The organism is Escherichia sp. E10V5 (assembly GCF_004212315.1).
GTDB lineage: Bacteria > Pseudomonadota > Gammaproteobacteria > Enterobacterales > Enterobacteriaceae > Escherichia.
Genome location: NZ_RHJM01000013.1, coordinates 159,832 through 185,044, shown reverse-complemented (window position 1 = coordinate 185,044; position 25,213 = coordinate 159,832). Strand labels below are relative to the sequence as shown.

Here is a 25,213-nt window from a genome sequence, read left to right as displayed (position 1 = left end):
TGTCGTTTTAAGGGCTTAATAAAATAGCGTAATTGTGGCAATCATATTCACCACGAATCCGACTGCCATGGGGATCGCAGTCCGCTTCACCACTTCAAAGGGCGAAACGCCTGCTATTCCTGAAGTTACTACCACTACCGCAGTAATCGGCGAAACCGCACGCGCCAGCGTTGTGGCAAAGTGCATCGGCATAATCATCACTACCGCAGGTACGTGCAGTCCAGCAGCGATATTCGGAATAAGGCTGGCAAATGACATAAATGGCGCATTGCCGGAGCCCATCACAATGGCACAAATGGCAATTACCAGCGCCATAATAATCATCACGCCAATGCCACCAAGGCCAGAATGCTCTGCGCCTTTGATAACCGCATCAACGGTGCCAATCGTCGTTAAGCCTTTCGCAAATATTTCACCCGCGACCACCAGCGTTACCACGTTGGCAAACTGCGTACCCATGCCGTCAAAAAACGCCTGCACATCGTCCATTGTTTCGCGCAAGTTATGCTTGCGGAAGAACTCAACAAACATCGTCACCGTCAAACTCAGTAACATCACCACTACCAGATGCAGTTCTGATTGCATCAGCCCGACGTGGGCGAGGAACAGCGAGCCGAGCATCAGGATTAATGGCATCACCGGTAAAATGGCGTAATAGAGCGGTGGGACATTGTTGAGATCCTTTTGCTCCGCCTGTTCGTGATTGATATTTTTATCTTTTTTGTCAAAAGCGCGTTGCACGAAAAAGTGGGAGATTGCCACTGAGAGAATGACACAAGAGGCGACCGGTAGCTGATAGTGGAAGAAGTAAGTGGCGATTTTCATTCCCGCTACCTGGGCGGCAAAAATGGAGTTCGTTTCCAGAATTCCCCATTCAATAGACATGGTGGTCGCGATAACCGCCACCGCAGAGAGGCGACTTACTCCCAGACTCACCAGCGTCGGAAATAACGTGACCATCAGCAACATACCCAGACCGGAGGCGCTGGTAATAAACTGCGCCATGATTTGACCGATGACGTAAGTTGCCGACAGTATGAGATACGGTGAGCGAATGAGCTTTAACGGGCGGCTTAACAAGCTCACCATCGCCCGACTGGCTCCTATGCGCTCCATGTAACGGGCATAACCACCCACCGCCATAATCGACAGCCCCAACCCGGCAATGCGGTTGGACAGCATGCGCAGGATTTCATTATAAATATCAACAATCAAATAGCCGCTGCTTTTGGCGGGGTCGAGTACACCCCCGAACCCTAACCAGGCACCACACATCATCAGGAAGATACCCGCTGTGGCCAGCACCACCTGTGGTTTGTAATTTTTAAGGATCAAATAGCCCATCGTTATTAACACGATGACAGAAATAATTATGCCGAACATTGTTCAACTCCGTGTCAAAAGAATATGGTCAATCCCAGTAACGGCAGATTGAAAACAATGATGTTATATTTTTTACAAGGATATTTATGGTGTTGGTGTCGAATTTTTTAATCGTAATAAAGAGGATTTTTCATTATAAAATATACATTTATGATTATTTCGCAAGAACACATTCATAATATTCATAATGTCTATGAATATTCTTGTAAATAATTTGGCTGGGATGTTTTTATCTGCGTTATATTTATTTTTCGCAAAAGTTAATTATTAAATTAATTACGATAATGATGGTGTACGAAGAGTAAAACCCTTCGTTTCACCCTGCTTTCATTCCTGTGATAGGATGTCATTGATGATGTTAATCACACTGACCTTAAAGAATGGGCCTTATGAACGCATTTGATTCGCAAAACGAAGATTCTTCACCTGCAATTGGTCGCAACTTGCGTAGCCGTCCGCTGGCGCGTAAAAAACTCTCCGAAATGGTGGAAGAAGAGCTGGAGCAGATGATCCGCCGCCGCGAGTTTGGTGAAGGGGAGCAGTTGCCGTCTGAGCGCGAACTCATGGCGTTCTTTAACGTCGGGCGTCCTTCGGTGCGTGAAGCGCTGGCGGCGTTAAAGCGTAAAGGTCTGGTGCAAATAAATAACGGTGAGCGCGCTCGCGTCTCGCGTCCTTCTGCGGACACTATCATCGGCGAGCTGTCCGGTATGGCGAAAGATTTCCTTTCTCATCCAGGAGGGATAGCCCATTTCGAACAGTTACGTCTGTTCTTTGAGTCCAGCCTGGTGCGCTATGCGGCTGAACATGCCACCGATGAACAAATTGATTTGCTGGCAAAAGCCCTGGAAATCAACAGTCAGTCGCTGGATAACAATGCCGCGTTCATTCGTTCAGACGTTGATTTCCACCGCGTACTGGCGGAGATCCCGGGTAATCCGATCTTTAAGGCAATCCACGTTGCCTTGCTCGACTGGTTGATCGCCGCGCGCCCAACGGTCGCCGATCAGGCATTGCATGAGCATAATAACGTCAGCTATCAACAACATATTGCGATCGTTGACGCGATCCGCCGCCACGATCCCGACGAAGCCGATCGCGCGTTGCAATCGCATCTCAACAGCGTTTCTGCCACCTGGCACGCCTTCGGCCAAACCACCCACAAAAAGAAATAATGCCACTTTAGTGAAGCAGATCGCATTATAAGCGTTCTGTATGATGTGTTGCTTATTTGATCTGGTATAACAGGTATAAAGGTATATCGTTTCAACAGACAAGCATCACTTCAGAGGTATTTATGGCAACGAATTTACGTGGCGTGATGGCCGCACTCCTGACTCCTTTTGACCAACAACAAGCACTGGATAAAGCGAGTCTGCGCCGCCTGGTTCAGTTCAATATTCAGCAGGGTATCGACGGTTTGTACGTGGGTGGTTCGACAGGCGAAGCCTTTGTGCAGAGCATTTCCGAGCGTGAACAGGTACTGGAAATCGTCGCCGAAGAGGCGAAAGGCAAGATTAAATTAATCGCTCACGTAGGTTGCGTCAGTACTGCTGAAAGCCAACAGCTTGCGGCTTCAGCCAAACGTTATGGCTTCGATGCCGTCTCCGCCGTTACGCCGTTCTACTATCCTTTCAGCTTTGAAGAACACTGCGATCACTATCGGGCAATCATTGACTCGGCGGATGGTTTGCCGATGGTGGTGTACAACATTCCGGCATTGAGCGGGGTAAAACTGACTCTGGATCAGATCAATACACTGGTTACGTTACCTGGCGTAGGTGCACTGAAACAGACCTCTGGCGATCTCTATCAGATGGAGCAGATCCGTCGCGAACATCCGGATCTGGTGCTCTATAACGGTTACGACGAAATCTTCGCTTCCGGCCTGCTGGCGGGCGCAGACGGCGGTATCGGCAGCACTTACAACATCATGGGTTGGCGTTATCAGGGTATCGTGAAGGCGTTGAAAGAAGGTGATATCCAGACCGCGCAGAAACTGCAAACTGAGTGCAACAAAGTCATTGATTTGCTGATTAAAACTGGCGTATTCCGTGGCCTGAAAACCGTCCTGCACTATATGGATGTGGTGTCTGTTCCGCTGTGCCGTAAACCGTTTGGTCCGGTTGATGAAAAATATCTGCCAGAACTGAAGGCGCTTGCCCAGCAGTTGATGCAAGAGCGCGGGTGAGTTCTTTCCCCTCGCTCGCCCCTACCGGGTGAGGGGAAATAAGCGCATCTGTACCCTACAATTTTCATACCAAAGCGTGTGGGCATCGCCCACCGCGGGAGACTCACAATGAGTACTACAACCCAGAATATCCCGTGGTATCGCCATCTCAATCGTGCGCAATGGCGGGCATTTTCCGCTGCCTGGTTGGGATATCTGCTTGATGGTTTTGATTTCGTTTTAATCGCCCTGGTACTCACTGAAGTACAAGGTGAATTCGGGCTGACGACGGTACAGGCGGCAAGTCTGATTTCCGCAGCCTTCATCTCTCGTTGGTTCGGTGGCCTGATGCTTGGCGCTATGGGCGACCGCTACGGGCGTCGTCTGGCAATGGTCACCAGTATCGTTCTCTTCTCGGTCGGGACGCTGGCCTGCGGCTTCGCGCCTGGCTACATCACTATGTTTATCGCTCGTCTGGTGATAGGCATGGGGATGGCGGGTGAGTACGGTTCCAGCGCCACCTATGTGATTGAAAGCTGGCCAAAACACCTGCGCAATAAAGCCAGTGGTTTTCTGATTTCCGGCTTCTCTGTGGGGGCTGTCGTTGCCGCCCAGGTCTATAGTCTGGTAGTCCCGGTCTGGGGCTGGCGTGCACTGTTCTTTATCGGCATCTTACCGATCATCTTTGCTCTCTGGTTGCGGAAAAACATCCCGGAAGCGGAAGACTGGAAAGAGAAACACGGGGGCAAAGCACCGGTGCGCACGATGGTGGATATTCTCTACCGTGGTGAACATCGCATCGCCAATATCGTGATGACGCTGGCGGCGGCTACTGCGCTGTGGTTCTGCTTCGCCGGTAACCTGCAAAATGCCGCAATCGTCGCTGTTCTCGGGCTGTTATGCGCCGCAATCTTTATCAGCTTTATGGTACAGAGTACGGGCAAACGCTGGCCAACAGGCGTAATGCTGATGGTGGTTGTGTTATTTGCTTTCCTCTACTCGTGGCCGATTCAGGCACTGCTGCCAACATATCTGAAAACCGATCTTGCTTATGACCCGCATACTGTCGCCAATGTGCTGTTCTTTAGCGGCTTTGGGGCGGCGGTGGGTTGCTGTGTCGGCGGCTTCCTCGGTGACTGGCTGGGAACGCGCAAAGCCTATGTTTGTAGCCTGTTAGCTTCGCAATTGCTGATTATTCCGGTATTTGCGATTGGCGGCGCAAACGTCTGGGTACTTGGTCTGTTACTGTTCTTCCAGCAAATGCTCGGCCAGGGGATCTCCGGGATCTTACCGAAACTGATTGGCGGTTATTTCGATACCGACCAGCGTGCAGCGGGCCTGGGCTTTACCTATAACGTTGGCGCACTTGGAGGCGCACTGGCGCCGATCATTGGTGCGCTGATTGCTCAACGTCTGGATCTGGGGACGGCACTGGGATCGCTTTCGTTCAGTCTGACGTTCGTGGTGATCCTGCTGATTGGGCTGGATATGCCTTCTCGCGTTCAGCGTTGGTTGCGCCCGGAAGCGTTGCGTACTCATGACGCTATCGACGGCAAACCATTCAGCGGTGCCGTGCCGTTTGGCGGTGCCAAAAACGATTTAGTCAAAACCAAAAGTTAATCCTGTTGCCCGGCCATGTGCCGGGCCTTTTGCTAAGGGAAGAAGTATGTCGTTACTTGCACAACTGGATCAAAAAATCGCCGCCAACGGTGGCCTGATTGTCTCCTGCCAGCCGGTTCCGGACAGTCCGCTCGATAAACCTGAAATCGTCGCTGCCATGGCATTAGCGGCAGAGCAGGCTGGTGCGGTTGCCATTCGCATTGAAGGTGTGGCAAATCTGCAAGCCACACGTGCGGTGGTGAGCGTGCCGATTATCGGGATTGTGAAACGCGATCTGGAGGATTCTCCGGTACGTATCACAGCTTATATTGAAGATGTTGATGCGTTGGCGCAGGCGGGTGCGGATATCATCGCTATTGATGGCACCGACCGACCGCGTCCGGTGCCTGTTGAAACGCTGCTGGCACGTATTCACCATCACGGTTTACTGGCGATGACCGACTGCTCAACGCCGGAAGACGGCCTGGCATGCCAAAAGCTGGGCGCCGAAATTATTGGTACCACGCTTTCGGGTTACACCACGCCAGAAACGCCAGAAGAGCCGGATCTGGCGCTGGTGAAAACATTGAGCGACGCCGGATGTCGGGTGATTGCCGAAGGGCGTTATAACTCGCCTGCTCAGGCGGCGGATGCGATGCGCCACGGCGCGTGGGCCGTGACGGTCGGTTCTGCCATTACGCGTCTTGAGCACATTTGCCAGTGGTACAACACAGCGATGAAAAAGGCGGTGCTATGACCACACTGGCGATTGATATCGGCGGTACTAAACTTGCCGCCGCGCTGATTGGCGCTGACGGGCAGATCCGCGATCGCCGAGAACTTCCTACGCCTGCCAGCCAGACGCCGCAGGCGCTGCGTGATGCCTTATCCGCATTAGTCTCCCCGTTACACGCTCATGCGCAGCGGGTTGCTATCGCTTCAACCGGAATTATTCGCGACGGCAGCTTATTGGCGCTGAATCCGCATAATCTCGGTGGATTGCTACACTTTCCGTTAGTCAAAACGCTGGAGCAACTTACTGATTTGCCGACCATTGCCATTAATGATGCGCAGGCCGCAGCATGGGCGGAGTATCAGGCGCTGGAAGGCGATGTAACCGAGATGGTGTTTATCACCGTTTCCACTGGCGTCGGCGGCGGTGTAGTGAGCGGCGGCAAGTTGCTGACCGGCCCTGGTGGTCTGGCGGGGCATATCGGGCATACGCTTGCCGATCCACACGGCCCGGTCTGCGGCTGTGGACGCACAGGTTGCGTGGAAGCGATTGCTTCTGGTCGCGGCATTGCAGCGGCAGCGCAGGGTGAACTCATGGGCGCGGATGCGAAAACCATTTTCACGCGCGCCGGGCAGGGCGACGAACAGGCGCAGCAACTGATTCACCGCTCCGCACGTACGCTTGCAAGGCTGATCGCTGATATTAAAGCCACAACTGATTGCCAGTGCGTAGTGGTCGGTGGCAGCGTTGGTCTGGCAGAAGGGTATCTGGCGCTGGTGGAAACGTATCTGGCGCAGGAGCCAGCGGCATTTCATGTTGATTTACTGGCGGCGCACTACCGCCATGATGCAGGTTTACTTGGGGCCGCGCTGTTGGCCCAGGGAGAAATATTATGATGATGGGTGAAGTACAGTCATTACCGTCTGCTGGGTTACATCCTGCGTTACAGGACGCATTAACGCTGGCATTAGCTGCCAGACCGCAAGAAAAAACACCGGGTCGTTACGAATTACAGGGCGATAATATCTTTATGAATGTCATGACGTTTAACACTCAATCGCCCGTTGAGAAAAAAGCGGAATTGCACCAACAGTACATTGATATCCAGCTGTTATTAAACGGTGAGGAACGGATTCTGTTTGGCATGGCAGGCACTGCGCGCCAGTGTGAAGAGTTCCATCATGAGGATGATTATCAGCTTTGCAGCACCATTGATAACGAGCAAGCCATCATCCTGAAACCGGGAATGTTCGCAGTGTTTATGCCAGGAGAACCGCATAAACCGGGATGCGTTGTTGGCGAACCTGGTGAGATTAAAAAGGTTGTGGTGAAGGTTAAGGCTGATTTAATGGCTTAAAACTTAGTTCGTTTTAAAGATTCTGCAGACACCGTCTGCAGAATTTGAAACCGCTGAAATTAACGGCGTCTATAGCCTTCCTCTAGCACCGCCTGTGTTCGAACGAGTTCATCCGCGAGTTGTTTCTCATCAGGTAGCTGCATCTTATATTCACTTGCCAGAACGGTGTTAGGCAAACCTGCCAGGGCATAATGTGCTTCTCCGGCTCCTTTCTCTGCACAGAGAACCAGACCGATGGGCGGATTTTCATCCGGTAGCGTCCAGTGCTCTTTGGCATAGTTGGGATACATATTCATTTGTCCGGCATCGCTATAGCTAAATTTGCCCACTTTTAGATCGACGATTAGCAGGCAGCGTAAACGGCGGTGGAAAAACAACAGATCGACCCGAAACCAGTTGTCATCAATGCGTAACCTTCGTTGTCGACCGACAAAGGCAAAATCATCCCCAAGTTCCAGCATGAAATCCATCAGGTGGTTGATCAGCGCCTCCTCAAAATCAGATTCTGAGTATTCATCTTTTAATTCCAGAAATTCGAGCACAAAGGGATCGCGTATCGCCTGCTGCGGAAGAATATGCGTCTCGGCAGGAGCGTGTTGTTGCAGCATGGCTGATTTGTCATATGACAGTAATGTCCGCTCATAAAACTGGGTCGCAATTTGCCGCTCTAGCTGGCGAACAGACCAGCCACAGCGGAGCGTCTCTTTTTCATAAAAGCTGCGGGCGTCAGCGTTTTTAACGGAAAGCAAGCGGACATAAGTGGACCAGGGCAGAGGCAAAGATTTGGCAGACAGTGTCTGCCGAATTTCAATATGTTGATAAAAAAGGTAAAAAAGCCTCATTTGGCGTAAGTTTTTTGCAGAGAACCCACGCTTATACCTTAGACTTAAATCCTTTGATAGCCGCTTGATTAGCTGCGTACCATACGCGGCCCGAGCCTCACCACCTTGTTCAAATTCGACAATTCGTCGGCCAATTTCCCAATACGTCGCGGTCATTAACGCGTTAACACTACGTACCGTTTCCGTCCGGGCACTATCGACCAGGTGAATAATGCCGTCGTGGATTTGCTGGTAGCCTGCGGTGGTTTGAAATGAGAGCGATTCCATTATCTTTCCCTTTATATGGAGCTGTGTTGAATAATGGAATCAGCTATACGCCGGGCATCTGCCGGTAACAATCCAGATGAGCGTATTACATTGGTTTTCTTCAGATTATGCGAGGCGTTTTCCAGAAAGAAAGGAGAATTTCAGCGCCGACTCTTTTCTGAGGAGGCGGCGCTGGGACAGAGTTTAAACTTCCAGCCAGTTCATGATCCCATCTGCCGCCTTACGACCTTCGGCAATAGCGGTCACCACCAGATCGGAACCACGGACGATATCACCGCCAGCAAAGATTTTCGGGTTGCTGGTCTGGAAAGCGTTGTCGTTGCCTTCCGGGGCGATGATGCGGCCTTGGGAATCCAGCTCGACGCTGTGTTTCGCCAGCCATTCCATGCTGTGTGGGCGGAAACCAAACGCCATGATCACCGCATCTGCCGGAACGATATGTTCTGACCCTGCCACGATCTCCGCGCGGCGACGGCCTTTGGCATCCGGTTCGCCCATTTCTGTGCGCACCATTTTTACGCCGCTGACTTTGCCGTTGCCATTCACTTCTATACCCAGCGGCTGGACGTTGAATTTGAACTCTACGCCTTCTTCCCGCGCGTTTTTCACTTCGCGGCGGGAACCCGGCATGTTCTCTTCATCACGACGATAGGCACAGGTAACGTGCTTTGCCCCCTGGCGTACAGACGTGCGCACGCAGTCCATCGCAGTGTCGCCACCGCCAAGGACCACCACGCGTTTACCTTCCATGCTGACAAACGGTTCGTCGTTGGTTTCACCAAAGCCCATTAACTGTTTGGTGTTGGCGATGAGGAACGGCAGCGCTGCGTACACGCCATCGGCGTCTTCGTTTTCCAGCCCGCCGCGCATTGACTGATAAGTCCCGACGCCAAGGAATACAGCATCGTAATCATTCAGTAGATCGTCCAGCTGTACGTCACGACCCACTTCGGTATTGAGTTTGAACTCAATGCCCATGCCAGTGAAGATTTCACGGCGGCGCGTCATTACCTCTTTTTCCAGCTTGAAGGCCGGAATACCGAAGGTCAGCAGGCCGCCGATTTCCGGGTGACGGTCGAAGACGACCGCTTTTACGCCGTTGCGCGTCAGGACATCCGCACACGCCAGACCCGCCGGACCTGCGCCGATAATCGCCACTTTTTTACCGGTCTGTTTCACGCCGGACATATCCGGACGCCAGCCCATCTCGAACGCTTTATCATTGATATAACGCTCAATGTTGCCGATGGTCACCGCACCGAACTCATCGTTCAGTGTGCAGGAACCTTCGCACAGACGGTCTTGCGGGCAGACACGTCCGCAAACTTCCGGCAGGGTGTTTGTCTGGTGCGACAGTTCCGCCGCTTCAAAAATACGCCCCTCATTGGCGAGCTTCAGCCAGTTTGGGATGTAGTTGTGTACCGGGCATTTCCACTCGCAGTATGGGTTGCCGCACGACAGGCAGCGATCAGCCTGCGCTTTGGCCTGGCCTTCGGAAAACGGCTCGTAAATTTCAACAAACTCAATTTTGCGGATCTTCAGCGGTTTCTTTGGCGGATCAACACGCTGCAGGTCGATAAATTGATAAACATTCTGACTCATTGTTGCTACCCCTTACTGCGCCTGCACGCGCAACTCTGCTGCGCTACGACTACGGTGACCCAGCAGTGCTTTTACATCACTGGACTTCGGTTTAACCAGCGCGAATTTAGTGGCGAAGGTTGACCAGTTTGCCAGAATCTCTTCACCACGCTGAGAACCGGTATGCTGCACATGCTCGGTGATAAGACCACGCAGATGCTCTTCATGGATAGCTAAATCGTCAACGCTTAATACTTCCACCAGTTCCGGGTTAACGCGTTTGCGGAAATCGCCGCTTTCATCGAGAACGTAAGCGAAGCCGCCGGTCATGCCTGCGCCGAAGTTAACGCCGGTTTTACCCAGAATACAGACAATACCACCCGTCATATATTCACAGCCGTTGTCGCCAATGCCTTCAACCACGGTGATAGCACCGGAGTTACGCACGCCGAAACGTTCACCCGCGCGGCCTGCGGCATACAGACGACCACCAGTGGCGCCGTACAGGCAGGTGTTGCCGATAATGCTTGCTTCATGGCTGCGGAAGGCTGAGCCAACCGGAGGACGAATGGCGATTAAGCCGCCCGCCATGCCTTTACCAACATAGTCGTTGGCATCACCGGTCAGGTACAGTTCCACGCCGCCCGCGTTCCACACACCGAAGCTCTGGCCTGCGGTGCCGTTGAAGTACGCTTTGATAGGATCGGCTGCCAGCCCCTGATCGCCGTGCGTTTGGGCGATATAGCCTGAAAGCGACGCGCCGACAGAACGGTCGGTGTTGCGAATATCGAACCAGAAGGTTTTGCTCTGGCGTTCATCGACAAACGGTTTCGCCTGTTGCAGCAACTGCGCATTCAGCAGGCCGTTATCAAACGGCGGGTTGTTTTCGGTGCAGTAGAGTGCCTTACCTGGATGCGGTTCGGCGGTCTCCAGCAGCTTCGACAGCGCCAGTTTCTGCTGTTTGGCGGTGAAACCGTCCAGCTCTTTCAGCAGGTCGGTGCGACCAATCAGATCCACCAGACGCGTTACGCCCAACTGTGCCATCAGCTCGCGGGTTTCACGGGCGATAAACTCAAAGTAATTCGTCACCTTGAACGGCAGGCCGTGATAGTGATTCTTACGCAGTTTGTCGTCCTGAGTTGCCACACCCGTTGCGCAGTTGTTCAGGTGGCAGATTCGCAGATATTTACAGCCGAGCGCCACCATCGGACCAGTGCCGAAGCCAAAGCTTTCTGCGCCGAGAATCGCCGCTTTGATGATATCAACGCCCGTTTTCAGGCCGCCATCAACCTGCAACCGAATTTTATGACGTAGACCGTTAGCAACCAGCGCCTGCTGGGTTTCCACCAGACCGAGTTCCCACGGGCAGCCTGCATATTTCACCGACGACAGCGGGCTTGCCCCCGTACCGCCGTCATAGCCTGCGATGGTGATTAAATCGGCATAAGCTTTCGCCACGCCAGTCGCGATGGTACCGACGCCCGGTTCGGACACCAGTTTTACGGAGATCATCGCTTTCGGGTTGACCTGCTTGAGGTCGAAAATCAGCTGCGCCAGGTCCTCGATAGAGTAGATATCGTGGTGCGGCGGCGGGGAGATCAGTGTCACGCCCGGCACCGAATAGCGCAGTTTGGCGATGTAAGGCGTGACTTTATCGCCCGGCAACTGACCGCCTTCACCCGGCTTCGCGCCCTGGGCGACTTTAATCTGAATGACGTCGGCATTGACCAGGTACGCCGGAGTAACACCGAAGCGACCGGAAGCCACCTGCTTGATGCGCGACACTTTGTTGGTGCCATAGCGGGCAGGGTCTTCACCACCTTCACCGGAGTTCGAGTTACCACCGATGCTGTTCATCGCCTCTGCCAGCGCTTCGTGCGCTTCCGGGCTTAATGCGCCAATAGACATTGCAGCGGTATCGAAGCGTTTAAACAGTTCGCTTGCCGGTTCAACATCAGCAATGTTGATCGCTTCATCACCCGGCGTAATTGCCAGCAGATCGCGCAGTGTTGTTGCCGGACGTTCATTAACCAGCTTCGCGTATTCCTGATAGTCGCTGTACTCGCCACTCTGGACCGCCTGTTGCAGCGTGCGCACCACGTCCGGGTTGTAGGCGTGGTATTCGCCACCGTGCACATATTTCAGCAGGCCGCCCTGGCTGATGGGCTTACGCGCCAGCCAGGCACGTTTCGACAGATTCAGCAGATCCTGCTGGAAGTCTTCAAAGCTCGCCCCGCCAATGCGGCTGACCGCCCCCTGGAAGCACAGGCCCACTACATCATCGTGCAGACCGACCGCTTCAAACAGTTTCGAGCAGCGGTAAGAGGCGATGGTGGAGATGCCCATTTTGGACATGATTTTGTACAAGCCTTTGTTGATGCCGTTGCGGTAGTTCAGCATCACGGTACGATAATTTTTGGCAATCGCCTGAGTGTCTACCAGGCGGTCCAGCGTTTCATAGGCAAGGTATGGATAAATAGCCGTCGCGCCGAAGCCCAGCAACACGGCGAAATGGTGCGGATCGCGGGCGCTGGCGGTTTCGACAATGATGTTGGCATCGCAACGCAGACTTTGATCGACCAGACGGGTCTGGATTGCGCCAACCGCCATCGGGGCCGGAACTGGCAGGCGATCTTTGCCGATATTCCGGTCGGAAAGCACCAGCAATACGGTGCCGCTACGTACCATTTTTTCGGCTTTGTCGCACAGCTCTTTGACCGTCGCTTCGAGCGTGGTTTTAGTAACGTCAAAGGTGATATCCAGCGTATCTGCGCGGTAGTGCTCCTCTTTCATCGTCGTGAGCTGTTTGAAATCGGAGTAGAGCAGAATCGGCGATTTAAAGCTTAAACGGTGCGCCTGGCCTTCTGCTTCGCAGAAGACGTTCATTTCACGACCGATGCTGGTGGCGAGCGACATAACATGCGCTTCACGCAGCGGGTCGATTGGCGGGTTGGTTACCTGCGCAAACTGCTGACGGAAATAGTCGTAAATAATGCGCGGTTGACTGGAGAGCACGGCGAATGGAGTGTCGTCGCCCATCGAACCGACCGCCTCCTGGCCGTTTTCGCCCAGCACACGGATTACAGAGTCCAGCTCTTCCGCGCTGTAGTTAAACTGTTTCTGGTAGCTGGCAAGCGTGTCGTCGTCCAGTTCGCGGCTACCCACTTCTTCATCGGGCAGATCTTCAAACGGTACCAGACGGCGGACGTTTTTCTCCATCCACTCTTTATATGGATGGCGGCTTTTCAGATCGTCATCGGTTTCTGCCGAGTGCAGAATGCGCCCACTGCGAGTGTCGATTACCATCAGTTCGCCTGGCCCGACGCGGCCTTTTTCGACCACTTCGTCAGGCTGATAATCCCAGATACCGACTTCAGAGGCGCAGGTGATGAGCTTATCTTTGGTGATGACATAGCGCGCCGGACGCAGACCGTTACGGTCAAGGTTACAGGCGGCAAAACGACCGTCAGACATCACGATGCCCGCCGGGCCATCCCACGGCTCCATATGCATGGAGTTAAAGTCAAAGAAGGCACGCAGTTCCGGGTCCATATCCGGGTTGTTCTGCCAGGCGGGTGGTACTAACAGACGCATAGCGCGGATGATATCCATCCCGCCAGCCAGCAACAGTTCCAGCATGTTATCCATTGAGCTGGAGTCGGAACCGGTTTCGTTGACGAACGGCGCGGCGTCGTGCAGGTCAGGGATCAGTGGCGTCTGGAATTTATAGGTACGGGCGCGCGCCCATTGGCGGTTACCGGTAATGGTGTTGATCTCGCCGTTATGCGCCAGATAGCGGAACGGCTGCGCCAGCGGCCAGCGCGGTACGGTGTTAGTGGAGAAGCGCTGGTGGAACAGGCAAATGGCAGATTCCAGACGCAGGTCCGCAAGATCCAGATAAAAGCGCGGCAGATCTGCCGGCATACACAGACCTTTATAGATGTTCACCAGATTCGACAGGCTACAGACGTAGAAGTCTTTGTCGGCTTCGAGACGCTTTTCAATGCGGCGGCGGGCGATAAACAGACGGCGCTCCATATCACGCGGACGCCAGCCAGCCGGAGCGTTAACGAAAATTTGCTCAATGCGCGGCAGAGAAGAGAGGGCGATTTCACCCAGCACGCCTTCGTTAGTGGGGACATCACGCCAGCCCACAATCGACAAGGTTTCGCGTTGCAGCTCTTCTTCAACGATGCGGCGTGCGGCAGCGGCGAGTTCAGGATCTTTATTCAGGAAGAGCATCCCGACGGCGTAGTTTTTTGCTAAACGCCAGCCGCGCTCCTGCGCAACGATGCGAAAAAAGCGATCCGGTTTTTGTAATAGCAGGCCGCAACCGTCACCGGTTTTACCATCGGCGAGAATCGCACCACGGTGCTGCATTCGGGCCAGTGCGTGTATTGCAGTACGCACTACCTTGTGGCTAGGTTCGCCTTCTATGTGGGCGATCAGGCCGAAACCACAGTTATCCTTCTCAAGGGATTTATCGTACAACATATCAGTGAACCTCCCCAGGCTCTGCGGGAACCCCACTTCCGAACCGCTACGCACGGGCACAGAAAGAGCGTGGCGACGGGGTTTGCGTGTCATACGCGCGCCTCGCATTCGCCCCCTTGTTGTCCTTTTCGCATCGGTTAATACGGTGAAGAGGGGATCTCAATTACTGCATAAATATGATGAGCAGGCTGCTCATCCAGAAAGCTTCCAGCGGATTTCCAACTTATCGGGAAAGCTGATACAGGTCAAATGGCAAGCTTATTGGTACAAAAATGTGCTTTAGCGCAAAATTCTTTATTAATTAGCTGAAATTAAAATAGATTTTCTATTTAAGGCTAAAAGGGACGTCGTTAGAGAAACAGCCAATTCCTGACTGTCATTAAGGCGTGTTAACCCTTATCCTGCCTTGAAGTGACGAGAAAACCAGCATTTTATACTGCCTTAATTGGTAATGACGTTTCATGCTACTGTTTTTGCCTAAAATCCATAAGGAGATAAAAAAATCTGACACAAGATAAGCAAAAGTGATTTATGTGATTATGCATGAAATTTCGGTAATTTTGATTGATTATGCAGTTGATAAAAGCAGGCCGGGACGATTGATCCAGGTCATCGCCGAATTGAGCTAAAAATGGCAGGCTTTGGCCTCTTTTCAAGGCGCGGTCTATCAGATTATGCAGTTACAGAAATTAGTCAATATGTTTGGTGGTGATCTCACCCGTCGCTATGGGCAAAAGGTGCATAAGCTGACGCTGCACGGCGGTTTTAGCTGCCCTAACCGTGACGGTACCATCGGGCGTGGCGGCTGCACATTCTGTAATGTTGCCTCGTTTGCCGATGAAGCGCAGCAGCATCGTTCCATTGCCGAGCAACTGGCGCACCAGGCGAATTTAGTTAACCGCGCGAAACGCTATCTGGCTTACTTTCAGGCGTATACCAGCACCTTTGCGGAAGTTCAGGTGCTGCGTTCTATGTATCAACAGGCGGTAAGCCAGGCCAATATCGTTGGTTTGTGTGTTGGTACGCGCCCGGACTGCGTGCCAGATGCGGTGCTGGATCTGCTTTGCGAATATAAAGACCAGGGCTATGAAGTGTGGCTGGAACTGGGGCTGCAAACCGCACACGACAAAACGCTGCATCGCATCAATCGCGGTCATGATTTTGCCTGCTATCAGCGCACGACGCAGCTGGCGCGTGAGCGCGGGCTGAAGGTGTGTTCTCACTTAATTGTCGGCCTGCCTGGCGAAGGGCAGGCTGAATGTTTGCAAACGCTGGAGCGAGTGGTTGAAACCGGCGTGGACGGCATAAAACTGCATCCGCTGCATATTGTAAAAGGCAGCATTATGGCGAAAGCCTGGGAAGCGGGGCGTTTGAACGGTATCGAACTGGAAGATTACACGCTCACTGCCGGAGAAATGATTCGCCATACTCCGCCGGAAGTGATCTACCACCGCATTTCCGCCAGCGCCCGTCGCCCGACGCTACTTGCACCGCTATGGTGTGAAAATCGCTGGACGGGGATGGTTGAGTTGGATCGCTATCTTACTGAACATGGCGTACAGGGATCGGCGCTGGGACGTCCGTGGCTACCTCCAACGGCGTAGGCCATTGAGGGGAATTCCGCATTTCTCACACAATTTATAACGTAACTGTCAGAATTGGGTATTATTGGGGCAGGTTGTCGTGAAGGAATCCCCTAATGAAGCAAATTCGTCTGCTGGCGCAGTACTATGTTGACCTGATGATGAAGTTAGGTCTGGTGCGCTTCTCAATGTTGCTGGCGCTGGCCCTCGTCGTTCTTGCCATTGTGGTACAAATGGCGGTAACCATGGTGCTGCATGGTCAGGTCGAAAGCATTGATGTTATCCGCTCTATTTTCTTTGGTTTGTTGATTACGCCATGGGCGGTCTACTTTCTTTCGGTAGTCGTTGAGCAACTCGAGGAGTCACGGCAACGCCTGTCACGTCTGGTACAAAAGCTGGAGGAGATGCGCGAGCGCGATCTAAGCCTCAACGTTCAGTTAAAAGATAATATTGCCCAGCTAAATCAGGAAATCGCCGTTCGTGAAAAAGCAGAAGCAGAACTGCAGGAAACCTTCGGTCAGCTGAAAATTGAAATCAAAGAGCGCGAAGAGACGCAAATTCAACTCGAACAACAATCTTCGTTCTTACGTTCCTTCCTTGATGCTTCACCCGATCTGGTTTTTTACCGTAACGAAGATAAAGAGTTTTCCGGCTGTAACCGTGCGATGGAACTGCTGACCGGGAAAAGCGAAAAACAGTTGGTGCATTTGAAACCTGCGGACGTTTACTCGCCGGAAGCCGCAGCGAAAGTCATTGAAACCGACGAGAAGGTGTTCCGTCATAATGTGTCACTGACCTATGAGCAGTGGCTGGATTACCCGGATGGACGCAAAGCCTGCTTTGAAATCCGTAAAGTGCCGTACTACGACCGCGTGGGTAAACGTCACGGCTTGATGGGGTTCGGCCGCGACATTACCGAGCGTAAGCGTTATCAGGATGCGCTCGAACGCGCCAGCCGCGACAAAACAACCTTTATCTCCACCATCAGTCATGAGTTGCGTACGCCGCTGAACGGTATCGTCGGCTTAAGCCGAATTCTGCTGGATACAGAGCTCACCGCCGAGCAGGAAAAATATCTCAAAACTATCCATGTTTCCGCCATCACTTTGGGGAATATCTTCAACGATATTATTGATATGGATAAGATGGAGCGACGTAAAGTTCAGCTCGATAACCAGCCGGTTGATTTCACCAGCTTCCTGGCCGATCTGGAAAATCTCTCCGCACTGCAGGCGCAACAAAAAGGCTTGCGCTTTGTTCTTGAACCAACACTGCCGCTGCCGCATCAGGTGATTACCGACGGGACTCGCTTACGCCAGATCCTGTGGAACTTAATCAGTAACGCTGTGAAATTTACCCAGAAGGGCCAGGTGACTGTTCGCGTACGTTATGACGAAGGCGACATGCTGCATTTTGAAGTGGAAGACTCCGGCATCGGTATTCCACAGAATGAACTGGATAAAATTTTCGCCATGTATTATCAGGTGAAAGACAGCCACGGTGGCAAACCTGCAACCGGTACGGGTATTGGCCTGGCGGTTTCTCGTCGACTGGCGAAAAATATGGGCGGTGATATCACTGTCACCAGCGAACAAGGTAAAGGCTCTACCTTTACCCTGACGATCCACGCGCCGTCGGTGGCGGAAGAAGTGGATGATGCGTTTGACGAAGATGATATGCCTTTACCGGCGCTGAATGTGCTGTTGGTAGAGGACATTGAGCTGAACGTCATCGTTGCCCGTTCGGTGCTGGAAAAACTGGGCAACAGCGTTGATGTGGCGATGTCTGGTAAGGCAGCACTGGAGATGTTTAAGCCGGGCGAATACGACCTTGTATTGCTGGATATTCAGTTACCAGATATGACCGGGCTGGATATATCACGCGAACTGACGAAGCGTTATCCGCGTGAAGATTTACCACCGCTGGTGGCCTTAACCGCCAACGTGCTGAAAGATAAACAAGAGTACCTCAATGCTGGAATGGATGATGTGCTGAGTAAGCCGCTTTCTGTTCCGGCGCTAACCGCGATGATCAAGAAATTCTGGGATACCCAGGATGATGAGGAGAGCACGGTGACGACAGAAGAGAGTGGTAAATCAGAAGCATTGCTCGATATTCCCATGCTGGAACAGTATCTCGAACTTGTAGGACCGAAGTTGATTACCGACGGGTTGGCCGTGTTTGAGAAGATGATGCCGGGATATGTCAGCGTACTGGAGTCGAACCTGACGGCACAGGACAAAAAAGGCATCGTTGAGGAAGGACATAAAATTAAAGGCGCAGCAGGTTCTGTGGGGTTACGCCATTTACAACAGCTGGGTCAGCAAATTCAGTCTCCCGATCTTCCTGCATGGGAAGATAATGTTGGTGAATGGATTGAAGAGATGAAAGAAGAGTGGCGTCACGACGTAGAAGTGCTGAAAGCGTGGGTGGCAAAAGCCGCTAAAAAATGACCCCGGCTAAACCGGGGTGCGCGAATACTGCGCCAACACCAGGGAAATCTTGGCTGCGCCGTAATTTTTTATGATAAGTAACAAAGGCACAGCACTGTTTTTCAGGCCGCATGCATTTAAGATAGCAAATCTTAAATGATTTGTTACATGAATCAGTTAAATGTGTGATGCGTAGCGTTTTTATTAAAAAAATTAATGTGTTTCAGTCAATTGGGAAAGGATGATCACAATGAAGAAAATTGGCGTAGTTCTGAGCGGATGCGGCGTCTATGACGGTTCTGAAATTCATGAAGCGGTATTGACGTTATTAGCGATATCTCGCAGCGGCGCGCAGGCAGTTTGTTTTGCTCCAGATAAGCAGCAGGTTGATGTCATTAACCATTTAACCGGTGAAGCAATGGCGGAAACGCGCAATGTGTTGATTGAAGCGGCGCGTATTACGCGTGGTGAGATCCGCCCTCTGGCACAGGCTGATGCCGCCGAACTGGATGCGTTAATTGTGCCGGGTGGATTTGGCGCGGCAAAGAATTTGAGTGATTTTGCCAGTCTTGGCAGTGAATGCAGCGTGGACCGTGAGTTAAAGGCGCTGGCGCTGGCAATGCATCAGGCCGGAAAACCGCTTGGCTTTATGTGCATTGCCCCGGCAATGTTGCCGAAAATCTTCAATTTCCCGCTGCGTTTGACTATCGGTACTGATATCGATACCGCAGAAGTGCTGGAAGATATGGGCGCGGAGCATGTGCCATGTCCGGTAGATGATATTGTCGTTGATGAAGACAATAAGATTGTTACCACACCTGCGTATATGTTGGCACAGAACATTGCGGAAGCAGCAAGTGGCATTGATAAGCTGGTTTCCCGCGTACTGGTTCTGGCGGAATGAGCAAACGCCGCGTAACGGCGTTCGGTTTCGTTCGCCGTTTCATTCTGCGGTTATCGATTGTCCTCTTTGTGCTCTGGGGCGGGGGTATAGCGCTGTTTAGTATAGCGCCAGTCCCGTTCTCTGCGGTGATGGCCGAGCGTCAGCTAAGTGCCTGGCTGCACGGTAACTTTCGTTACGTGGCGCATTCTGACTGGGTCAGTATGGATCAAATCTCGCCGTGGATGGGGCTGGCGGTGATTGCCGCAGAAGATCAGAAATTTCCCGAGCACTGGGGTTTTGATGTCGCTTCCATTGAGAAAGCCCTGGCGCACAACGAGCGCAATGAAAACCGCATTCGCGGCGCATCAACAATTTCGCAGCAGACAACCAAAAATCTCTTTTTGTGGGATGGGCGAAGCTGGGTACGAAAAGGGCTGGAAGCCGGATTAACACTGGGGATAGAAACGGTCTGGAGCAAAAAACGCATCCTGACGGTTTACCTGAATGTCGCCGAATTTGGCGACGGAGTGTTTGGCGTCGAGGCTGCGGCACAGCGTTATTTCCATAAATCCGCCAGCAAACTTACCCGTTCGGAAGCAGCGTTACTGGCGGCTGTATTACCCAATCCACTTCGTTTCAAAGTTACTGCACCTTCGGGCTACGTGCGTAGCCGTCAGGCGTGGATTTTGCAGCAAATGCATCAGTTAGGCGGTGAGTCGTTTATGCAACAACACCAGCTGTATTAAGCTTCGCGCGAGGAGAGGGCGAGCTTTTTGTTTTCACGCGGTTGCGTCTCTTTTTGCAGAGCAACAGATAACGCTGGTTGAGCGATAAAACGTCGCCACAGTCGCTGTTGTTTACGCAGACAACACCACTTCGACCAGGTCGCCAATGGAATCAACGTGCTTTCACCAATGTTGTCACAGACGACAGGGATAATTTCTGACTCACTGATGCGGTGGCAGAGGACATTCTGCGGCTTCAGTGACATCGTCACGATGTGGTTATTCTGCAAATAACGCTGTAACTGTTTCAATAACTGACGCAGTTGCGCGATATCTTCTTCGTAATGGCATTGTTTAGCAAATTCGCTCAGTGTAATAGACGGTTTGCCATCAAAATCGGCAATCACATCGTAGACATAACCGGTTCCGCAATCAGTCTCAACCGTACCGTGATAGCGCGGAATACCGCTCCAGTCTTTCAAACGACGACCAAGATGCGCATAGTACTTTAACTCACGGCGGATCTCTTTATCACCACCGTCGCCACGGTGGTAGACAATTTTAATACAGCGTTGGGCATCTTCCGGATGCGCATAACATTTTCGATGTCTTCCGGTGCCCAGGGGACTTTGTTCAGATAAGCGAATCATGCCATCTCCTGGAGGTATTTTCTGACCGTCTCCAGTATGAGGGCTTAACTTAAACAAAACCTAAACAAGCTTTTTTAAGGTTTTCTTAAGGTTTTATACTTACAGAAAAGCGCACGAAATGTACAATTTGCGAGAAATGGGGATATTTGGGGGTTGTGCTTTTTTCGTACGTTAGGGCGGAAGGGGCGTGCCCGGGGGAATTAAGCGTCAGAATGACGAAGATTAATCTTCATCAAAACCTGAGTTAAAGAGGGCGATGACGGCGGCCAGCGCCTCAACTTCCTGCGGACCGGTCGCTTCGACTTCAATCTGTCGTCCTTTGGCAGAATCCAGCATCAACAGCGCAATAACGCTGTTGGCTTCAGCCTCGGTGCCTTCGTCATTACGTAAAAGCACTTCGGCGTCAAAACCCTGCATTAATTCAAATAGTTTCATAGCAGGCCGGGCATGCATGCCCAGCTTGTTAGTGATTTCGACAGTTTGTTTGACGGTCATGGTTTACGTTTTTCCAGCGTGCGATGGCGTGACTGGACGTTTTTACCGCGTGAGCGGAAGTAGTCAGCCAACTGTTCTGCAATATACACCGAACGGTGTTTCCCGCCAGTACAACCAATGGCGACCGTCAGGTAGCTACGGTTGTTGGTTTCCAGCATAGGTAACCATAGCTCAAGATAGCTACGCGTCTGGTAGATAAAATTGTGTACTTCTGTGTGCCTATCGAGGAATGCGGCGACAGGTTTATCAAGGCCCGTCATCGGACGCAGTTTCGGATCCCAGTGTGGGTTCGGCAGGAAACGTACGTCAAAGACGTAATCCGCGTCGATAGGAATACCGTGCTTGAAGCCGAAGGATTCAAAGACCATTGTCAGTTCACGCTCGCGTTTACCCAGCAGGCGGGTACGCAGCATTTCTGCCAGTTCATGAACGGACATTTCAGACGTATCGACAATCAGATCCGCCCGTGAACGCAGCGGTTCCAGCAGATCGCTTTCTTTGTCGATAGCACTTTCCAGCGACAGATTTTTGCTGGAAAGCGGATGCAGGCGGCGCGTATCGCTGTAACGACGAATCAGCGTGTTACGATCTGCATCGAGAAACAGGAGTTGCGGTGAGAAAGCATCAGGCAGATTGCTCATCGCCTGTTCGAATATTTCTGGCGACTCTGGCATATTGCGGACATCAATGCTGACGGCGGCAGAAATCTCGCGATCGGCCAGAGTCCGAGCCAGATCGGGTAACAGCACTACTGGAAGGTTATCCACGCAGTAAAAACCCATATCTTCCAGCGCCCGCAGGGCGACAGATTTGCCTGACCCTGAACGTCCGCTGACGATCATCAGTACCATGTACTGTTTCTCCTCACAACGTCTAAAAGAGACATTACAGAATAACTACGTTTCATCCGGAGTACCTTCGGTATCCGTAATGATTTGATACAGCTCTTCATCGCTCTGGGCTGCACGTAAACGGCGGCAGATAGTTTTGTCCGCCAGACGTTTCGCGACCAGCGAAAGAGTGTGCAGGTGCGTTTTGGTTTGGTCTGCGGGTACCAACAGGGCAAAAAGTAAGTCTACCGGCTGGTTATCGATGGCATCAAAAGCAATGGGTGTTTCTAGCTGAACGAAAACGCCAACCGCGCGTAGGGTATCTTCTTCCAGTTTGCCGTGCGGAATGGCAATGCCATTACCAATACCGGTACTGCCCATTTTTTCCCGCGTCAGAATAGCTTCAAAAACCACCTGCGGTGGCAGGCTAAGTTGTTTTGCCGCCAGTTCGCTGATGATTTCCAGGGCGCGTTTTTTGCTCTGACAGTGGACGCGGCTTCGCGTACATTCCCTGTTAAGAACACTGCTAAGCTGTAGAGTTGTATCATTATTTGTCATAATTTCACCTAAGAATCTGCCCACTCAAACAGTGGGGCAGATTCGGAGCATTAACCGTACAAATGGCCTGTTGTGCCATACAACAGGCCGCCATGCACTTGCTAATTGCCCGGACAATTAGTGTTGTTTCAATTTATCTTTATGCTTGGTTAGCTGACGTGCCAACTTATCAATTAAGCCATCAATGGCGGCGTACATGTCCTGACCTTCCGCGCTGGCATGAATTTCGCCACCGTTAACATGCAGTGTTGCATCTGAGGTGTGGGTGACTTTCTCCACTTTCAGAACAACATAAACCTGGTTGATTCGGTCAAAATATTGCTCAAGTTTGGCAAACTTTGAGGTGACAAATTCGCGCAGGGCCTCGGTGATCTCGACGTTATTTCCGGTAATGTTGAGCTGCATAGTGTCTTCCTTATCGGTTGGGTCAAACGAGCTGTTTACGCTGGTTTGACGGCGGAATGGATAAAGACTCTCGGTACTTCGCAACAGTACGGCGTGCCACCATGATACCTTGTTCTGACAACAAAGAGGTTAACTTGCTGTCGCTCAACGGTTTCGCTGGGTTTTCCGCCGCGATTAATTTCTTCACCAGTGCACGAATCGCCGTGGAAGAGGCCTCGCCACCCCCTTCGGTATTGACGTGACTGGAAAAGAAATACTTCAGTTCAAAAATGCCTCGTGGACTATGCAGGTACTTTTGCGTGGTCACGCGAGATATCGTCGATTCATGCATCTCGACGGCCTGGGCGATATCAGCCAGCACCATCGGTTTCATATATTCTTCGCCTTGCTCAAAGAAGGCTTGCTGTTGTTCAACAATACAGCGACTGACGCGCAGCAGCGTATCGTTACGGCTTTCCAGGCTCTTAATCAACCATTTAGCATCCTGCAGATTGCTGCGGATAAACTGACTGTCGCCATCGTTACGTGCGTTATTGCACATTGAGGCGTAATGCTGGTTGATTTGCAGACGTGGAATACTGTCGCTGTTCAGTTCAACCGTCCACTGGCCGTTATGCTTACGCACCAGCACATCAGGGATGACATATTCCGGTTCACCGGTCTGGATCGACTGGCCGGGGCGTGGATCGAGTGACTGGATCAGATTGACGGCTTCTTTCAGCACATCTTCTTTCAGACGCGTGACGCGCATTAATGAGCGAAAGTCGTGATTGGCCAGCAGATCGAGATGATCGCTAATGATCAGTCGAGCTTCTTCCAGCCACGGCGTGATTTTATCGAATTGGGAAAGTTGGATCAGCAGACAGTCACGCAGATCTTTCGCCGCCACACCGACCGGATCAAAACGCTGGATGCGTTTCAGGACTGCTTCAACTTCATCGATGTCGATCTCTTCATCGCCCATACTTTCGAGAATATCTTCCAGCGGGACGGTCAGATAACCGGTGTCATCAACGGCATCGACTATGGAGGTGGCGATAGCGCGGTCAGTGTCGGAAAACGGTGTCAGCTCGACCTGCCACATCAGATAATCCTGCAAGGTCTGCGTCGTTTCGCCCTGATAGACCGGCAGCTCATCGTCGATGTAGTCACCGCTGGTGCCTGATGGCGTACCGGCGGTGTAGATGGTATCCCAACTGGCATCGAGCGGCAGCTCTTCTGGCATCTCTTTTTGTTCGAGTGCGTCAGCGGTATCCAGCGTTTCGCTGTCTGGCGTTTCGTGAGTGTCGATTTCATCATGAGTGTCGATTTGCTCAAGCAATGGATTACTTTCCAGCGCCTGCTGTAGCTCCTGCTGAAGCTCCAGCGTGGACAACTGCAACAGACGAATCGCCTGTTGTAGCTGAGGCGTCATCGCCAGTTGTTGGCTAAGCCTGAGTTGCAAACCTTGCTTCATGTTCAGAATCGTACTCTCCTGCTAAAACGTCGCAAACTTCTACCCTATCAGAGTCTGAAGTCTTCCCCAAGGTATACACGCTTAACATGTTCATCTTGTAAGATTTCTGTCGGCGTGCCATGAGCGATTAAATGCCCCTGGCTGACGATATAAGCGCGTTCACAAACAGCCAGCGTTTCACGCACGTTATGGTCGGTGATAAGCACGCCCAGGCCGCTGTCGCGCAGGTGTTCAATGATACGTTTGATGTCGATAACCGAGATCGGGTCAACCCCGGCAAATGGTTCATCGAGGAGGATAAATTTCGGATTCGCAGCCAGTGCGCGCGCAATTTCTACACGACGGCGTTCACCACCGGAGAGCGATTGCCCCATGCTGTCGCGTAAATGCTCAATGTGGAACTCTTCCATCAGCTCGTTCGCGCGATCTTCACGCTGTTCAGCGGATAAGTCGTCACGAATTTGCAGTACCGCCATCAGGTTATCGTAAACGCTGAGGCGACGGAAAATAGAGGCTTCCTGCGGCAAATAGCCGATACCGCGACGCGCACGCGCATGCAGCGGCAGAAGGCTGATATCGTCGTCATCAATAATAATGTTGCCCGCATCGCGCGGCACAATGCCAACGACCATGTAGAAAGTGGTCGTCTTACCGGCACCGTTAGGCCCCAGCAGACCGACAATCTCCCCGGAGTTGACGGTCAGGCTGACGTCTTCCACCACGCGGCGGCCTTTATAGGCTTTTGCAAGGTTCTTTGCAGTTAAAGTTGCCAT

Annotated in this window: 21 protein-coding genes; 10 read left to right on the top strand and 11 right to left on the bottom strand. The window is 52.1% G+C overall.

Annotated elements, in window-relative coordinates:
• Positions 1-15: 15 nt before the first annotated feature.
• On the bottom strand, positions 16-1,383 hold the full coding sequence (gene dcuC / locus D9738_RS10915; RefSeq protein ID WP_130204538.1) for an anaerobic C4-dicarboxylate transporter DcuC: 1,368 nt from the start codon (positions 1,381-1,383) through the stop codon (positions 16-18).
• Positions 1,384-1,763: 380 nt separating this feature from the next.
• Between dcuC and nanR the strand changes: the two genes are divergently transcribed.
• The 6 genes from nanR (at position 1,764) to nanQ (ending at position 7,239) form a co-directional block, all read left to right on the top strand.
• A complete protein-coding gene (gene nanR, locus D9738_RS10910; RefSeq protein WP_130204540.1) occupies positions 1,764-2,555 on the top strand; it encodes a transcriptional regulator NanR in 792 nt (263 codons plus the stop codon).
• 122 nt (positions 2,556-2,677) lie between these two features.
• Positions 2,678-3,571: an N-acetylneuraminate lyase gene (gene nanA, locus D9738_RS10905; protein ID WP_130260181.1), complete on the top strand. Its 894-nt coding sequence runs from the start codon at positions 2,678-2,680 to the stop codon at positions 3,569-3,571.
• Positions 3,572-3,679: 108 nt separating this feature from the next.
• Complete coding sequence (nanT, locus tag D9738_RS10900) at positions 3,680-5,170, top strand: sialic acid transporter NanT (protein WP_130204544.1); 1,491 nt, start codon at positions 3,680-3,682, stop codon at positions 5,168-5,170.
• Positions 5,171-5,216: 46 nt separating this feature from the next.
• Complete coding sequence (locus D9738_RS10895; RefSeq protein ID WP_000054238.1) at positions 5,217-5,906, top strand: N-acetylmannosamine-6-phosphate 2-epimerase; 690 nt, start codon at positions 5,217-5,219, stop codon at positions 5,904-5,906.
• Positions 5,903-6,778: an N-acetylmannosamine kinase gene (gene nanK / locus D9738_RS10890; protein WP_130260180.1), complete on the top strand. Its 876-nt coding sequence runs from the start codon at positions 5,903-5,905 to the stop codon at positions 6,776-6,778. Before D9738_RS10895 ends, nanK begins: the two co-directional genes overlap by 4 nt.
• Entirely contained in the window at positions 6,775-7,239 is a 465-nt protein-coding gene (nanQ, locus tag D9738_RS10885; protein WP_130260179.1) for an N-acetylneuraminate anomerase, read from the top strand. The genes nanK and nanQ overlap by 4 nt, the downstream gene beginning before the upstream one ends.
• Before the next feature lie 59 nt (positions 7,240-7,298).
• Here nanQ and D9738_RS10880 read toward each other — a convergent pair whose 3' ends face one another.
• The 3 genes from D9738_RS10880 to gltB all read right to left on the bottom strand — a co-directional run bounded on the left by D9738_RS10880 (position 7,299) and on the right by gltB (position 14,423).
• Positions 7,299-8,348: a PDDEXK nuclease domain-containing protein gene (locus D9738_RS10880; protein ID WP_130260178.1), complete on the bottom strand. Its 1,050-nt coding sequence runs from the start codon at positions 8,346-8,348 to the stop codon at positions 7,299-7,301.
• 183 nt (positions 8,349-8,531) lie between these two features.
• Entirely contained in the window at positions 8,532-9,950 is a 1,419-nt protein-coding gene (gene gltD / locus D9738_RS10875; protein WP_130260177.1) for a glutamate synthase subunit GltD, read from the bottom strand.
• 12 nt (positions 9,951-9,962) lie between these two features.
• A complete protein-coding gene (gltB, locus tag D9738_RS10870; protein WP_130260176.1) occupies positions 9,963-14,423 on the bottom strand; it encodes a glutamate synthase large subunit in 4,461 nt (1,486 codons plus the stop codon).
• Between the two features lie 674 nt (positions 14,424-15,097).
• Here gltB and D9738_RS10865 point away from each other — a divergent pair.
• The 4 genes from D9738_RS10865 to mtgA all read left to right on the top strand — a co-directional run bounded on the left by D9738_RS10865 (position 15,098) and on the right by mtgA (position 20,067).
• A complete protein-coding gene (locus D9738_RS10865) occupies positions 15,098-16,027 on the top strand; it encodes a TIGR01212 family radical SAM protein (RefSeq protein WP_130260175.1) in 930 nt (309 codons plus the stop codon).
• A gap of 95 nt (positions 16,028-16,122) precedes the next feature.
• Positions 16,123-18,459, top strand: a complete 2,337-nt coding sequence (gene arcB / locus D9738_RS10860) for an aerobic respiration two-component sensor histidine kinase ArcB (protein WP_130219189.1) — start codon at positions 16,123-16,125, stop codon at positions 18,457-18,459.
• 229 nt (positions 18,460-18,688) lie between these two features.
• Positions 18,689-19,342, top strand: a complete 654-nt coding sequence (gene elbB / locus D9738_RS10855; protein ID WP_130204562.1) for an isoprenoid biosynthesis glyoxalase ElbB — start codon at positions 18,689-18,691, stop codon at positions 19,340-19,342.
• The gene (gene mtgA / locus D9738_RS10850) at positions 19,339-20,067 is read left to right on the top strand and encodes a monofunctional biosynthetic peptidoglycan transglycosylase (RefSeq protein WP_130260174.1); all 729 of its coding nucleotides are present in this window, start codon (positions 19,339-19,341) and stop codon (positions 20,065-20,067) included. Before elbB ends, mtgA begins: the two co-directional genes overlap by 4 nt.
• Here mtgA and yrbL read toward each other — a convergent pair.
• The 7 genes from yrbL to lptB all read right to left on the bottom strand — a co-directional run bounded on the left by yrbL (position 20,064) and on the right by lptB (position 25,213).
• The gene (gene yrbL / locus D9738_RS10845) at positions 20,064-20,696 is read right to left on the bottom strand and encodes a PhoP regulatory network protein YrbL (protein ID WP_130260173.1); all 633 of its coding nucleotides are present in this window, start codon (positions 20,694-20,696) and stop codon (positions 20,064-20,066) included. The two genes, mtgA and yrbL, sit on opposite strands and share 4 nt — an antisense overlap.
• 222 nt (positions 20,697-20,918) lie before the next feature.
• The gene (gene npr / locus D9738_RS10840; protein ID WP_000216792.1) at positions 20,919-21,191 is read right to left on the bottom strand and encodes a PTS phosphocarrier protein NPr; all 273 of its coding nucleotides are present in this window, start codon (positions 21,189-21,191) and stop codon (positions 20,919-20,921) included.
• Entirely contained in the window at positions 21,188-22,042 is an 855-nt protein-coding gene (rapZ, locus tag D9738_RS10835) for an RNase adapter RapZ (protein WP_000243741.1), read from the bottom strand. Before rapZ ends, npr begins: the two co-directional genes overlap by 4 nt.
• A 45-nt stretch (positions 22,043-22,087) precedes the next feature.
• A complete protein-coding gene (gene ptsN, locus D9738_RS10830) occupies positions 22,088-22,579 on the bottom strand; it encodes a PTS IIA-like nitrogen regulatory protein PtsN (RefSeq protein WP_000183677.1) in 492 nt (163 codons plus the stop codon).
• 117 nt (positions 22,580-22,696) lie between these two features.
• Positions 22,697-22,984, bottom strand: coding sequence for a ribosome hibernation promoting factor (gene hpf, locus D9738_RS10825; RefSeq protein ID WP_001176602.1), 288 nt, complete (start codon positions 22,982-22,984; stop codon positions 22,697-22,699).
• 22 nt (positions 22,985-23,006) lie between these two features.
• Positions 23,007-24,440 carry an RNA polymerase factor sigma-54 gene (gene rpoN, locus D9738_RS10820; RefSeq protein ID WP_130204568.1) on the bottom strand — a complete coding sequence of 478 codons (1,434 nt, stop codon included), beginning with the start codon at positions 24,438-24,440 and terminating at the stop codon, positions 23,007-23,009.
• A 47-nt stretch (positions 24,441-24,487) separates the two neighbouring features.
• Complete coding sequence (gene lptB, locus D9738_RS10815; protein ID WP_000224099.1) at positions 24,488-25,213, bottom strand: LPS export ABC transporter ATP-binding protein; 726 nt, start codon at positions 25,211-25,213, stop codon at positions 24,488-24,490.

Coding starts and splice junctions, on each gene's coding strand:
- dcuC (WP_130204538.1), bottom strand. CDS start 1,383: ATGTTCGGCATAATTATTTCTGTCATCGTGTTAATAACGATGGGCTAT.
- nanR (WP_130204540.1), top strand. CDS start 1,764: ATGGGCCTTATGAACGCATTTGATTCGCAAAACGAAGATTCTTCACCT.
- nanA (WP_130260181.1), top strand. CDS start 2,678: ATGGCAACGAATTTACGTGGCGTGATGGCCGCACTCCTGACTCCTTTT.
- nanT (WP_130204544.1), top strand. CDS start 3,680: ATGAGTACTACAACCCAGAATATCCCGTGGTATCGCCATCTCAATCGT.
- D9738_RS10895 (WP_000054238.1), top strand. CDS start 5,217: ATGTCGTTACTTGCACAACTGGATCAAAAAATCGCCGCCAACGGTGGC.
- nanK (WP_130260180.1), top strand. CDS start 5,903: ATGACCACACTGGCGATTGATATCGGCGGTACTAAACTTGCCGCCGCG.
- nanQ (WP_130260179.1), top strand. CDS start 6,775: ATGATGATGGGTGAAGTACAGTCATTACCGTCTGCTGGGTTACATCCT.
- D9738_RS10880 (WP_130260178.1), bottom strand. CDS start 8,348: ATGGAATCGCTCTCATTTCAAACCACCGCAGGCTACCAGCAAATCCAC.
- gltD (WP_130260177.1), bottom strand. CDS start 9,950: ATGAGTCAGAATGTTTATCAATTTATCGACCTGCAGCGTGTTGATCCG.
- gltB (WP_130260176.1), bottom strand. CDS start 14,423: ATGTTGTACGATAAATCCCTTGAGAAGGATAACTGTGGTTTCGGCCTG.
- D9738_RS10865 (WP_130260175.1), top strand. CDS start 15,098: ATGCAGTTACAGAAATTAGTCAATATGTTTGGTGGTGATCTCACCCGT.
- arcB (WP_130219189.1), top strand. CDS start 16,123: ATGAAGCAAATTCGTCTGCTGGCGCAGTACTATGTTGACCTGATGATG.
- elbB (WP_130204562.1), top strand. CDS start 18,689: ATGAAGAAAATTGGCGTAGTTCTGAGCGGATGCGGCGTCTATGACGGT.
- mtgA (WP_130260174.1), top strand. CDS start 19,339: ATGAGCAAACGCCGCGTAACGGCGTTCGGTTTCGTTCGCCGTTTCATT.
- yrbL (WP_130260173.1), bottom strand. CDS start 20,696: ATGATTCGCTTATCTGAACAAAGTCCCCTGGGCACCGGAAGACATCGA.
- npr (WP_000216792.1), bottom strand. CDS start 21,191: ATGACCGTCAAACAAACTGTCGAAATCACTAACAAGCTGGGCATGCAT.
- rapZ (WP_000243741.1), bottom strand. CDS start 22,042: ATGGTACTGATGATCGTCAGCGGACGTTCAGGGTCAGGCAAATCTGTC.
- ptsN (WP_000183677.1), bottom strand. CDS start 22,579: ATGACAAATAATGATACAACTCTACAGCTTAGCAGTGTTCTTAACAGG.
- hpf (WP_001176602.1), bottom strand. CDS start 22,984: ATGCAGCTCAACATTACCGGAAATAACGTCGAGATCACCGAGGCCCTG.
- rpoN (WP_130204568.1), bottom strand. CDS start 24,440: ATGAAGCAAGGTTTGCAACTCAGGCTTAGCCAACAACTGGCGATGACG.
- lptB (WP_000224099.1), bottom strand. CDS start 25,213: ATGGCAACTTTAACTGCAAAGAACCTTGCAAAAGCCTATAAAGGCCGC.